A 12,027-nucleotide genomic window follows, 5' to 3' on the forward strand; every position below is an offset into this window, starting at 1 on the left:
CTTATTTTAGCCAGTGGCAGTATTGCCAGACATTTTATCGAATGGGTCAGTAAAAACAGGGTTGCGGACAACGAATATTATGTCACATGCTATAAAGAGCATACCATACCTGAGAAAATAGGCCAGAACATTACGATCATTGATGCCGACCCTACAAGTTTTTCAAAATTGAATCGTATTATGCATCAGACCAAATTCTCAAATATTTTTGTGGTCATGGAAGATCTGGAAGATGCCAGATATGTACTAAAAAATATAGCCATGATCAAGTCTAAGGTACGTATCACGCTTGTCAACCAATGGGATGACCATAAGATAGGGAAGGACCATGAGAACATTACCATCGTACATAGTGATAAACTCATAGCGGCCCATCTTTATGATCAACTGCCCAATGTGCCTTTGGTCGCACAGAATGTCGGACTGGGCCAGGGAGAGATCATGGAAGTCCATGTACCTTTTGGAAGTTCTTACGCCTATAGACATGTAGGGTCGATCCTTCAGCAAAAATGGAAGATCGCTGCACTCTATAGAGATGAAAAACTGATACTTCCGGAAAGTACCACGATGATACGTCCCAACGATACCTTGCTTATCCTGGGAAAACCTATCGTACTGAACGGTGTATACAAGACCATCAATAAAAGAATAGGTCTTTTCCCTGAACCCTTTGGTAAGAACATCTATCTCATCCTTGATCTAAGACATGATAACAAAGAGGCATTACTCTGCCTTAAACAAAGTATTTACCTTATAGAAAAACTGGAAGACAAATCACTTTTCGTGCGTATTTTATACCCCAATGATTTTGATTTGATCGAAGAACTCAAGACCTTGGAGTCAGAATGTGTGACGATCTCCATCTCTTATGAAAATGAAAATGCCAAATTACTGATAGAAAATGATATACATGAGTTTGACATCGGGCTTGTGATGAACAGTATCCCTACATTTGAAGCAGATGACCTTAAAGAGACACTCTATGATCTAAAAAAACTGGTCTTCCTTTTTGGGGATAAACTGCTGTATAACATCAAGAACTCTATCGTATTGATGAGTGAAAATGAAAAAATGGAATCCATTTCTTCGACAGCTTTTGACATATCAGAGACACTCGGACTGGGGTTAACACTGGGTGACTTTAACCCCGAAGGCGATTTTGAGAGTAAAAAGATGATCATAAACCATTATGAGACACTGGCACATATCTTTAACATGGAGTTGAACATCGAACAAAAGGTGGCTAATCCTATACGTGAACTTTCAAATATGGAAGATATACTCCAGATCGCACCTTTTGAAAAAAGTCTCAATACAGATAGCCTTAGAAAATTCATTTCCAACAGAATACAGGACTTTCTTCTTACTACCAACAAGCATCCCAAACTGCTTGTTCCTTTTGCAAGCACATAAAGGTTCCAGGGGACATAAAAGCCTTTAAAACGATACTTAATCACAAATAAGATAAAATAGAGCCAATAATAACGCGCAAGGTTTTACTAACATGATCGTCCCTATCGAATTAGCTCATACTCAAAACATCACTTATGATATTACTATTGATGCATTACCCCAACTTACTTTTGACACCAATGTTGTTGTAGTGACGAATCCGACAGTTGCAGGATACCATCTTGAAACACTTCTTTCCCACATTCATGCCACAAAACTCAATGTTGTTACGATCCCTGACGGGGAAGGGTACAAGACCCTGGAAACCGTTGAAAATATACTGAATGAATGTTTTGAACACAAACTCGATAGAAAATCTCTGCTGATCGCCTTTGGTGGGGGTGTGATAGGTGACATGACAGGATTTACGGCAAGCATTTATCAAAGAGGGATAGACTTCATACAGATACCTACCACACTCCTGAGCCAGGTGGATGCCAGTGTAGGGGGCAAAACAGGGGTCAATAACAAATATGGGAAAAACCTCATTGGTGCTTTTTATCAACCCAAAGCTGTCTACATAGACCCTGCATTTTTAAAAACATTACCCCCCAGAGAGTTCTCTGCAGGTATCGCAGAGATCGTCAAAATGGCGGTCATGTTTGACAAGTCTTATTTTGAGTTCTTGCAAATATCTGACTTCAGTGACACTGAAACACTCAAAGAAGTGATCAAGAAGAGTGTGGAGCTAAAAGCATGGGTGGTCAATCAAGATGAAAAAGAGGCAGGTATACGAGCGGTGCTTAACTACGGACATACGTTCGGGCATGTCGTTGAAAATGAAACCAACTACACCACCTACCTCCATGGCGAAGCAGTCGCTATAGGTATGGTCATGGCCAATGCTTTGGCAGTGGAACTCGGCCTGTTTACACAAGAAGAGGCGGAAGCAGTTAAAACACTTCTAGAAAAGGCTTCTTTGCCTACTGACTATGCGATCAAAGATGTAGATGACTTTTATGAGCATTTCTTTTTAGACAAAAAAAGTGCCAAGGGGAGTATCAAATTCATCTTACCTCAAGGTATAGGCAACTATAAAATGGTATCCGATATTGATGAAAGTGTTGTCAAAAAAGTACTTCGCAGCTTTGGAGAAGAAAAATGAGTTTTAAGAATATTTTTATAGCCTTCTCTTTTTTATCTTTGGTCCCTGCATTTGCTGAGCCTGCTTTAGAGCAGAACACTACTTCAGAAATAGTCACAGAGGCTAATAAAACAGAAAAAGCCCCTTTGGATATGCAGCGTATAAATCAGCTTCTTGTCCAAAAAGAAACGCTGGAAAAAGAATTGAGCGACAACAACATCTGGTCAAAGATCTATAGTAACTACCATACCTACAAAGAACTTGAAAAACAACAGATAGCACTGGATGAAGCGATTCTCCGCTTAGAAAAAATAAAACAAAAAACACAAGCAGAAAAAGAAGCGTACCAAACTGCACAGGACACTAAAATAACACTTCTCGGAAAACTTCAGCTTCTCAGAGAGTATGAAAAAGACCCCTTTAAAAAGTTCCTTACCCCGCCTGAGCTCACTGCAGTACCTAAAGTAGACAGTCCTTTTGCACTGATCTCTGCAGTCTCCTATAGAGAAAAGCTCCAATCAGACATGGAAGAGTATAACAACCGATATGAATCTCTCTATCGTATCGTCGAAAAACTCAAAGAGAAACAGCTTGTGCTTAAAAAAATTTTAAAGTTGGACCCGCTGAACATAGACTACATTACTGAACAGCAAGACACGATAGATCAAATTAAAACATTTATTCCTATCCTTGAAATATTTAAAACCACCAAGAATGTCTACAGTAAAAAAATCGATGAGATCGAACTCAAGCTCAAAAATGATATTCAAAGAGAGATACAAAGAACGATGATGATCGGGGGGATCATCCTTTTCTTTATCTTCCTTTTGTTCTTCATTAAACATTTCGTTAAAAAATACATGTCAGAAGATGAGCGCTTTTATGCCATCAACAAAGCGCTCAATATCTCTTTTGTGAGTATTCTGATCTTAACCTTGCTCCTTGCCTATATAGAGAACGTAAGTTATCTGGTCACGATACTTGGTTTTGCCTCAGCGGGTATTGCCATTGCGATGAAAGACTGGTTCATGTCTCTTATGGGGTGGGCGACCATCGTGCTCGGAGGGGCTATCCATGTAGGTGACAGGGTTCGGTTTGTACGTGAAGGTGTGGAGTATGTAGGGGATATCGTAGATATCTCCATGCTCCGTATGACCATGCATGAAGATGTCAACCTCACATCTTACATGACCAACCGGAGAGCTGGGCGTATGATCTTCATTCCAAACAACTTCATATTTACTGATATGATCGCGAACTATTCTCACGCCGGACTCAAAACTGTATGGGATGGGATAGACTTTGTCATTACCTTTGATTCTGATGCCAATAAGGCCACCCAAATTGCCAAAGAGATCACCAAGAAGTACTCAAAAGGGTATACAGAGATCACAAGAAAACAGCTCAACAAACTTAGAAGCAAGTATGGTATGAGAAACACCAATGTTGAACCGCGGATCTTTGTGCATATCGAACCGTATGGTTTAAAGATATCCGCGTGGTATCTCACTAACTCCTATGCGACCATGACACTGAGAAGTACCATTTCCGTGGAGATCATCGCGCGTATTCAGGAAGAAGAGAAGATACAGCTGGCATTTCCTACACAATCTATATATGTGGATAAAAATGTACCTAAACCTGAAATAGGATTAGATACGATCAATCCTCCTCAAGGACTTCAATGATGCAAAAAGTTTATTTTAAAACCTTTGGATGTCGTACCAACCAGTTTGATACACAGGTCATGATGTCAAAACTGAAAGATTACGAACTGACAGATGATGAACTGAGCTCTGACATCATCGTTGTCAATTCCTGTACCGTGACCAATGGCGCAGACTCCTCTGTACGTAACTATATCTCATCCATGCAGCGAAAAAATCCCGATGCAAAAGTCATACTGGCAGGTTGCGGATCACACTCAAAAGGTGAATCCTTATTTGAAGACAAAAAAGTATTTGGTGTCATCGGCCACTCTGAGAAAGAGAACATCAACGCTGTACTGAAAAATGAAAAACCGTTCTACCAGATCGGTGATCTGGAGCATATAGATTCGACCATCGTTGAAGAGTTTGTGGGTAAGAGCCGGGCCTTTATCAAGATACAGGAGGGGTGTGACTTTAGGTGTTCTTACTGTATCATTCCTGCGGTACGAGGTGATGCACGTTCTCATAAAGAAGAGACGATCTTAGAACAGATCAACAAACTTGCCGCCAATGGATTTGGAGAGTTCATCCTTACCGGAACCAATGTAGGAAGTTACGGTCAGGATCATAATACATCCATGGCCAAACTGCTTAAAAAGATGAGTATGATCCGTGGTGTACGGCGTATACGTATAGGAAGTATGGAGCCTATACAGATCGATGATGAATTTTTAGAACTGCTCAACGAGCCCTGGATGGCAAAACATATGCACATTGCTCTGCAGCACACCAGCGATAAAATGCTCAAACTGATGAACAGAAGAAATGAATTCAAGAGCGACCTGGCACTTTTCAGAAAAATTGCGGACCAGGGTTATGCTTTAGGAACGGATTTTATTGTGGGACATCCAGGTGAAGATGAGAAAGAGTGGGCAGAGGCGATCTCCAGGGTCAAAGAACTACCTTTGACCCATGTACACGCTTTCTCCTACTCCAAGCGGGATAACACGCCTTCGGCGACCATGAAACCAGAAGTAAAAGGTAACATCGCCAAAGAGCGTCATCGTGAGCTCACAGATATCATCAAAGCAAAGAACTTTGCTTTCAGACGTGCACATACACAGAACCTTGAAGTACTGCTAGAGAGCGGTAAAGACGGTGTCTATCAAGGATTCGACCAATATTTTAACAAAGTATCAGTAACAAGTGATGAAGACCTCAGTGCAAACTGGGTACTGCTAAATAACGTGGAGGTAAGCAATGAAGGCAATAAAGCCAAAGTTTGATCCATCAGCACTCAATCCCTCAAATATCAAGATCATTGTGGGATTACTTGCAGTATTGGTACTTTTACTTTCATTTGCCATTCTTAGAGACACAGACACACTTATTACCCATGATCAGGCCAATGCCCTCTATACTGAAAACAAGATTCAAAAAGTCATTATAGATGGTGATTTCATACGTCTAAAAACAGATACAGACAACTATAAGATCTACAAAGATGCCGTCAATAAAACAGCTTTTTTTACCAAATATCCTGTTGAAGTACGTCAAGACAACAGTGAACTTTATGATCTTCTTTCATTTCTTATCATTATCGCGGCATTTGGGTTTTTATATAGATTGATGCAACAGAACAGACTGCAACAGCTCAGACAACTAAGGGCCGCCTCTAAGTCCGATGATGCACCGGTCAATGAGCCTGTACAGGCACTGACCTCAAATGTCACTTTTGCGGATGTAGCTGGGATCAAAGATGTGAAAGAGGAGCTTGAAGAGATCATTGATTTTCTCAAAGCACCACAAAAATATCGTGACCTGGATATCCGTTTACCCAAAGGGGTACTGCTGGTAGGTCCTCCCGGCGTAGGGAAAACGCTTATCTCCAAGGCAGTTGCAGGTGAAGCCAATGTACCGTTCTTTTACCAAAGTGGTGCCTCTTTTGTCCATATCTATGTCGGAATGGGGGCAAAAAGAGTTTCTCAGCTTTTTAAAAAAGCGAAACAGATGGCACCGAGTATTGTGTTTATTGACGAGATCGATGCTGTAGGGAAAAGTCGCGGTGAGTTTAGAAATGATGAGAGAGAAGCGACGCTCAATCAGCTTCTCACGGAGATGGATGGATTTGAAGAGAGTTCCGGTGTCATCGTCATCGGTGCTACCAATAAAATAGAGATGCTTGATGAGGCGCTTCTCAGAGCAGGGCGTTTTGACAGACGTATCCATATTTCACTGCCTGACCTGGAAGACAGGGCCAAAACACTTGAACTCTATCTTGCACACAAACCAAACAAAGTGGATATCGATCTTGTAGCACGTATGACCGTCGGTTTCAACTCTGCTGCATTGGATACACTGACCAACGAAGCCGCTATTTTTGCTATGAGAGCAGGACGCAGTGTCGTTGAAACCTCTGATTTTGAAGCTGTCAAAGAGAAAGTCTTACTGGGAAAACGGAAGATACTCTCTTTCACAGAAGAAGAGAGAGAAATTCAAGCCGTTTATCAAGCCGCAAAAGCGCTTATCGCCACGTGGCTGGATGTTGAATATGAAAAAATAGGTATCGTGAACACAAGGCTCCTCAACCAGGAGCATGAGATACTCTCCAAAAGCCAACTTCTTTCACGTATCAAAGTCTATCTTGCAGGAAGCATTGCCACAAAGCTGCACTATAATGAACAATACACCAATGCAAGCGCAGACATTGCCCAGGCAAAAGAGATCGTAAGAAAAGTGGTCTACGAATATGTGATGAGTGACAACTTCATCGTAACCACACAGCAGGAAGAGGAACTGCTGCGTGAATCTGTTTCAGAGATCACAAAACTTTTGAACACACTGGATAAAGCACTCAGAGAGGTGACTGCTTTCCTCTTGGCACACGAAAATATCACACCTGAAGAGTGTCGGGTGATCTTACGTAAGATCTTTTAGTCAGGAGAACCTTCACATGAAATATTTTAACGGGTTTTCACTTCAAAAGGAAAAGGAACTTTTCCTTCCATATCTGACACAGAGTGCATACTGTGTTGCCGGTTTTTCCTATGGGGCACAACAGGCATTTGAGTATGTATATCACGCTACAGAGCGAATAGACAGGCTTATACTTCTCTCTCCGGCTTTTTTTCAAACAGAAAAACCAAGTTTTATCCGTACACAGTTGCGTTACTTTGAAGCAGGGCAGGAGGCCTATGTCAAGCAGTTCCTCTCCAATGCTGCTTACCCCTCAAATCTTGATCTTTCGAATTATGTGAACGTGGGAACCAAAGAAGAGCTTGAAGCACTTTTGACCTACACTTGGGATAGTAAAAAGATACAAGAAGTGCTGGACAGGGGTACAACCATAGAAGTATTTCTTGGAGAATATGACAAGATCATAGATGTACAAAATGCATTTAATTTTTTCGCACCTTTGACTACGACTTATTTCATGAAGCGTGTGGGACATGTTTTGCAAAATTAAATGCTACTATCCTAAGCAGTGATCATTTTTCACTGGTTACACCTATCCTCAAATATAATGTATTTCAGTATACAATAAATATATAATAATTCAATAACAGTCGAATATAGGCTTTGATTCCGTTATAATTTTGATATGCATTCCACCTCGAAAAGGTGGAACGAGGAAAGAAAATGAAAAAATTCTATCGTTGCCTAATTGTAGTTTTTTGGTTAATCAATTCAGGATACGCTTCAACCGTCAGTTCCGTTAATGTAGTCTCGATCACTGATGAGAATATCAGAAATGATGTATTGATCTTTGCTCGTTCGATTGCCCAATCGCATTTTTCAGGCGTACAAGTTTCTTTCCCAAAAGCGATCGCGATTGATGGCAACTGGACCGTATCTGTAACACCCTATTTGCATGGAATGGCTATTGGCACAGGCACTGGAAAAAGTCACATGCTTCACCAGGCGGTTGTAAATGCCGTTCAAGACCTCATATCAGCTCCTGGCCATACGCATCCAAGTGAAAAGGATTTAAGGGATTCAAGATTTATGATTTCTTTTTCCCGATCTGAGTCCCAGGCTTACGCTCTGATTGAATACAAAGGTAAAGCCGAAGAACTTATAAATGACGTAGTAGTCATTCGCAATTTGGGTAAGGATTTGATCTACAGCAAAATCAAGGATGCGAAAGAGTACCTTCTACGCGCAATGGATAAAAATACCCATGGGTTTCATAAGCTGTATACCGCCACCAGTGGCACTTTCGATAAGAGAGTGATCACCACCTATTCTTCATCCAGTCTATATAGCCTTTTAAAACTCAATGATCAAGAGAGAGATAAAAGAATTGTCAAACAGATTCCTTTTATTGCCGACTTTATCTTGTCCATGCAAGTTCATAAAGGTCCTAACAAGGGAGCATTTCACTACTCCCTTGCACTGGAAACCGGCGAAAAAGACAATAGATTTGTAGTCGGAACAGTATCGAAAACCATATTTACCTTATTGGAACTCTATACGAGGACAGAAGATAAAAGATATTTGGATTCCGCTGTATTGGCATCTGATTGGCTACTTACCATGAGAAATCCTAATGGTAGCGTAATCAGTCAGGTTAAAATAAAAAATGGACAGCCGGTTTTTGACAGAAGATATTCAACTCTTTATACAGGCGAGGTACTATCCGCCTTTTCAAGGATGTATGCGGCTACATCGGATAAACGCTATTATAATGCTGCTAAAATACTGGCTGACAATTTTCTAAAAAAAGCAGAGAAAGACTCATACTTTTTAAAGGATGATTATCGGTTACCAACAGATGCTGTGCCTACGAGCTGGACAGTGATGAGCCTTCTTGATTTTTACAAGATCAGTGGAAATAAAATGTATCAAAAAGTCTCACTGAAATGTCTTGATGAGATTATGAAAAGGCAGAATAATAATCCGAATGATCTACAAAATTATGGCAGGGTTGCCGCGCAAAAAACAAGCGGTAACGGATGGATCAATGAAGTCACTTCAGAAGTATATCTGTCGTGCAGTCAAGAGAACGGGAAGGAGTGTATAAAATACAAAGAGCCTATGTTGAGAATGATGCGATGGCTGATACAAAATACCTATTCCGAAGCAAATACCTATTTTTTGGAAGAACCTGCAAAAGCCATTGGCGGTCTTATCAGAGATTATACGAGAGAAGAAGTAAGAACCGATGCCGTTTGCCATGGCGTCAATGGATATATAAACCTGTTAAGTAGTGGCATTATGTAATTTCTATTAGAGTCGGAATCATACTTCATTGATGAAAGAAAAGGGTCAGCTAATTAATCTTGCTGATGGTAATGTTATTTCGATCATAGAAGTGTTTCTTGGAGAAAAAGATAAGATCATGAGTGCACAACAAGCATTTAATTACTTCGGGTCTGTGACTACGACTTACTTTATGAAGCGTGTAGGACGTGCATTGAAAAGTTAAACTTAATACATAATAGTGGAGTTTAGTGTTTCTTCATAAACACATTTATCTCATCTTTTTTAAACTTTCATGTGTCGCTCTTTTGCCTATTTCTATCATCTCATAGGCTTTGTCAAACTCATAGGATTCACAAGCATCCCTAGGGATCTCTATAATCAGATCGGGTTGATGTTCCCTGAGGATATTTTCTACTATAAGACTTTGGGTAGCATCTAAACTTTTATTGAGTATATAAAAAATATCTATTGGCAGCTCTTCTTTAGACGTTCCGGTACCTATCGCCTGCTTGGCTTTTTCCACTAGTTCTATAGTCTTTTTATACAATGTATTGTCTGCTATCTCCTCTTTTACAGGACGCTCAATTTTATAGGTATTTTGTATGTTCGTATTTAGATTCACTGCTATTGTAAGATCTGTCTTATCCGATGAGACTGAGTCTATGGGTAAAGGATCCAATACACCACCGTCTACAAGGATCATATCCTCTTTTACTACTGGTGTAAACACGGTGGGTATAGCGATAGAAGCTCTAATAGCATCGATAAGTTTTCCCTTTTTGAACCATATTTTTTTATAATTTTTGATATCTGATGCTACGGCCATATACGCTATAGGTAAATCTTCAATTTTAGTATCACCGATCATCCCTTCTATTCTCTTATATACAGTGTCGATATTCACTATACCCCCATGTGAAAGTGAAAGATCAAGCAGCTTGAGGGTATCAATAAAATCCAGAGAGAGTACCCACTCTTTATAGACATCCAGTTTGCCTGCTGCATAAAGTCCTCCGATCAATGCGCCCATAGAAGATCCCGAAATAGACTTGATCTCATATCCCTGTTCTTCAAGGATTTCAATGACACCGATGTGCGCATATCCTCTGGCCCCACCGCTGCCAAGGACGAGGGAGACAGTTTTTTTATTTTTGTGCATATCACTATCCTTTTTTATGTTTTGACTATCCGCAAAGAGTAAAAACGGTATGAATATCACCAACGCTATGGGTAAAGAAAACCACTTTATCATGATGATACAGCCTTATAAATCATCTTTTATGCCTCAGGTAACAAATATTGAAACGTCTTTTTATATATGTTTAAAATCGTATCCAAAAGAGCAGCGATCACCGGACCGATAATAATACCCAAAGGACCAAAGGAGACAATGCCTCCAAAGATGGAAATGAGTATGACCAGATCGGGCAACTTTGCATCATTTCCAACGATCCATGGACGCACGATATTATCAACCATTCCTACTACCAATACTCCCCAAACCATTAGACCTATACCCCAACCCGTACTGCCTATGAAGAGTAAATAGAGAGCTGCAGGCAACCAGATCAGCGAGGCTCCCAATCCTGGAATAGCAGCAAGGAGGAAAACAACACTTCCCCAAAATGCCGAACCTTCGATCCCGGACATCCATAAACCCAGCCCGACCAAAATCCCTTCGAAGAACCCTACAACGATGATACCTTTCAGAGATGCCCTGGTTACCATCAACCCGCGTCCCATCACTTCAGTCCTGTCCTCCTCTGAAAGAGGCAGTAAAGAGGCAACTGTACGCAGGAGTTTCGGTCCATGTATCAGGAAATGGAACATGGCATAGAACATAATGAACAGACCGATAAAAAATCCCACTGTACCTTTCGTTGCACTGGATAAACTTGAAACCAGCCAACTTCCCATTGCACTGATCGCCTCAGAGCCTTTCTTCATAATGCTCTCATGAAAAGGTTCAAGTTTTTCTTTAAAAGGCAGCCATTCTGGCAGTTGTTCACCCAAAGAGAGATTATTGTCCAAGACCTTTTTGACTATAGGACGCGCCTTTTTAGTGATCTCTATGGCTTCACCTGTTACCATCCCTGTAAAACCGGCAAGCGGTAAACCGAAAGCAAAAACAGTGATGATCAGTGTAGTACTTGCTGCAAGAGCAGATCTTTTTTTGAAATAGTCAAAGAGTTTACGGTAAAAAGGATAGAGCAGTCCTGCAAAGATCGCAGCCAGTAACAGGGCGATCAAAAATTCATGTATCATCCCGATAAAACCTATCAGAGCGATAAAGAGCAGCAGCAGAACAAAGCCTTGCTGAAATTTATTGGGTAACTCTTTTTTCATCCTTTGTCTCCTATGGCAAACTATTAATCAAGACTCTATTTTTCAACCCACTTGCCGTCTTTTTTTTCATAGCTGTGCTTTACTGCAGCCCAGGCAACCTTGTGTGCCGTTTCTTCACGGCTGGCATCACCATACCTCTCTTGGGGGTCTGCATATTCATCCCATGCACTGTTAAAGGCTTCTTTATAGATCTCCTGTGCATGTTTTGGGAGGTTCTCTTTGACTGAGTCAGGCAGTGCATCCAGTGTGTCATAAGGCATCACTTCTCCTTTAAATAAAGTTTGAAGCCGG

The 12,027-nt window shown here is 40.7% G+C and carries 11 protein-coding genes; 8 read left to right on the plus strand and 3 right to left on the minus strand.

Going from position 1 to position 12,027, the window contains the following annotated elements; translation table 11 throughout:
- The first annotated feature begins 180 nt into the window (after window positions 1-180).
- The 8 genes from LDM98_RS02205 (at window position 181) to LDM98_RS02240 (ending at window position 9,613) form a co-directional block, all read left to right on the plus strand.
- On the plus strand, window positions 181-1,413 hold the full coding sequence (locus LDM98_RS02205; protein ID WP_223897705.1) for a COG3400 family protein: 1,233 nt from the start codon (window positions 181-183) through the stop codon (window positions 1,411-1,413).
- A gap of 91 nt (window positions 1,414-1,504) precedes the next feature.
- On the plus strand, window positions 1,505-2,557 hold the full coding sequence (gene aroB, locus LDM98_RS02210; RefSeq protein WP_223897706.1) for a 3-dehydroquinate synthase: 1,053 nt from the start codon (window positions 1,505-1,507) through the stop codon (window positions 2,555-2,557).
- Entirely contained in the window at window positions 2,554-4,224 is a 1,671-nt protein-coding gene (locus LDM98_RS02215) for a mechanosensitive ion channel domain-containing protein (protein ID WP_223897707.1), read from the plus strand. The genes aroB and LDM98_RS02215 overlap by 4 nt, the downstream gene beginning before the upstream one ends.
- Entirely contained in the window at window positions 4,224-5,471 is a 1,248-nt protein-coding gene (gene mtaB / locus LDM98_RS02220) for a tRNA (N(6)-L-threonylcarbamoyladenosine(37)-C(2))-methylthiotransferase MtaB (protein ID WP_223897708.1), read from the plus strand. Before LDM98_RS02215 ends, mtaB begins: the two co-directional genes overlap by 1 nt.
- Window positions 5,446-7,122 carry an AAA family ATPase gene (locus LDM98_RS02225; RefSeq protein ID WP_223897709.1) on the plus strand — a complete coding sequence of 559 codons (1,677 nt, stop codon included), beginning with the start codon at window positions 5,446-5,448 and terminating at the stop codon, window positions 7,120-7,122. Before mtaB ends, LDM98_RS02225 begins: the two co-directional genes overlap by 26 nt.
- Before the next feature lie 16 nt (window positions 7,123-7,138).
- Window positions 7,139-7,651, plus strand: a complete 513-nt coding sequence (bioV, locus tag LDM98_RS02230; protein WP_223897710.1) for a pimelyl-ACP methyl ester esterase BioV — start codon at window positions 7,139-7,141, stop codon at window positions 7,649-7,651.
- Between the two features lie 173 nt (window positions 7,652-7,824).
- On the plus strand, window positions 7,825-9,408 hold the full coding sequence (locus tag LDM98_RS02235) for a hypothetical protein (RefSeq protein WP_223897711.1): 1,584 nt from the start codon (window positions 7,825-7,827) through the stop codon (window positions 9,406-9,408).
- Between the two features lie 31 nt (window positions 9,409-9,439).
- The gene (locus tag LDM98_RS02240; protein WP_223897712.1) at window positions 9,440-9,613 is read left to right on the plus strand and encodes a hypothetical protein; all 174 of its coding nucleotides are present in this window, start codon (window positions 9,440-9,442) and stop codon (window positions 9,611-9,613) included.
- 45 nt (window positions 9,614-9,658) lie between these two features.
- On the opposite strand, the gene LDM98_RS02245 is transcribed toward LDM98_RS02240, so the two are convergent.
- The 3 genes from LDM98_RS02245 to LDM98_RS02255 all read right to left on the minus strand — a co-directional run bounded on the left by LDM98_RS02245 (window position 9,659) and on the right by LDM98_RS02255 (window position 11,996).
- Entirely contained in the window at window positions 9,659-10,549 is an 891-nt protein-coding gene (locus tag LDM98_RS02245; protein ID WP_223897713.1) for a patatin-like phospholipase family protein, read from the minus strand.
- A gap of 119 nt (window positions 10,550-10,668) precedes the next feature.
- On the minus strand, window positions 10,669-11,736 hold the full coding sequence (locus tag LDM98_RS02250; protein ID WP_223897714.1) for an AI-2E family transporter: 1,068 nt from the start codon (window positions 11,734-11,736) through the stop codon (window positions 10,669-10,671).
- A 35-nt stretch (window positions 11,737-11,771) separates the two neighbouring features.
- Complete coding sequence (locus LDM98_RS02255) at window positions 11,772-11,996, minus strand: ChaB family protein (RefSeq protein WP_223897715.1); 225 nt, start codon at window positions 11,994-11,996, stop codon at window positions 11,772-11,774.
- Window positions 11,997-12,027: the final 31 nt, after the last annotated feature.

This window comes from Sulfurovum sp. TSL1, from assembly GCF_019972135.1.
Classification (GTDB): Bacteria; Campylobacterota; Campylobacteria; order Campylobacterales; family Sulfurovaceae; genus Sulfurovum.

Excerpts from the sequence above, each read along its gene's own strand:
- LDM98_RS02250 (WP_223897714.1), bottom strand. The coding sequence starts at position 11,736 with ATGAAAAAAGAGTTACCCAATAAATTTCAGCAAGGCTTTGTTCTGCTG.
- mtaB (WP_223897708.1), top strand. The coding sequence starts at position 4,224 with ATGCAAAAAGTTTATTTTAAAACCTTTGGATGTCGTACCAACCAGTTT.
- aroB (WP_223897706.1), top strand. The coding sequence starts at position 1,505 with ATGATCGTCCCTATCGAATTAGCTCATACTCAAAACATCACTTATGAT.
- LDM98_RS02240 (WP_223897712.1), top strand. The coding sequence starts at position 9,440 with ATGAAAGAAAAGGGTCAGCTAATTAATCTTGCTGATGGTAATGTTATT.
- LDM98_RS02225 (WP_223897709.1), top strand. The coding sequence starts at position 5,446 with ATGAAGGCAATAAAGCCAAAGTTTGATCCATCAGCACTCAATCCCTCA.
- bioV (WP_223897710.1), top strand. The coding sequence starts at position 7,139 with ATGAAATATTTTAACGGGTTTTCACTTCAAAAGGAAAAGGAACTTTTC.
- LDM98_RS02215 (WP_223897707.1), top strand. The coding sequence starts at position 2,554 with ATGAGTTTTAAGAATATTTTTATAGCCTTCTCTTTTTTATCTTTGGTC.
- LDM98_RS02235 (WP_223897711.1), top strand. The coding sequence starts at position 7,825 with ATGAAAAAATTCTATCGTTGCCTAATTGTAGTTTTTTGGTTAATCAAT.
- LDM98_RS02255 (WP_223897715.1), bottom strand. The coding sequence starts at position 11,996 with ATGCCTTATGACACACTGGATGCACTGCCTGACTCAGTCAAAGAGAAC.
- LDM98_RS02245 (WP_223897713.1), bottom strand. The coding sequence starts at position 10,549 with ATGCACAAAAATAAAAAAACTGTCTCCCTCGTCCTTGGCAGCGGTGGG.
- LDM98_RS02205 (WP_223897705.1), top strand. The coding sequence starts at position 181 with ATGCATCAGACCAAATTCTCAAATATTTTTGTGGTCATGGAAGATCTG.